Annotated in this window: 1 pseudogene; it reads right to left on the bottom strand. The window is 74.4% G+C overall.

Annotated features, from left to right (window positions below):
* Window positions 1–207, bottom strand: a pseudogene (locus KUM49_RS35250) (XRE family transcriptional regulator); the annotation flags it as partial.

Here is a 207-nt window from a genome sequence, read left to right as displayed (position 1 = left end):
TGGTCGGACGCGCCCTGCTGCTGGGCGTCGAAGAGGCGGGCGGCGTACTGGGGCGGCAGGGCGACGGTCAGGTGCCGGATGCGGGCGTCGTCGGTGGAGCCGATCGGGGCGGTGTAGCCGATCCGGGCGCGGGTGTCGATGACGATGCCGCCGGTGGTCGCCGCCTGCTGCCGTGCTCTGGCGCGGATCTGCGGCTGCCACCTCTTC

The organism is Streptomyces sp. AC555_RSS877 (assembly GCF_019049245.1).
GTDB lineage: Bacteria > Actinomycetota > Actinomycetes > Streptomycetales > Streptomycetaceae > Streptomyces.
Note: the sequence above shows the minus strand (reverse complement) of the source record. Positions and strands in the feature narration are given on the sequence as shown.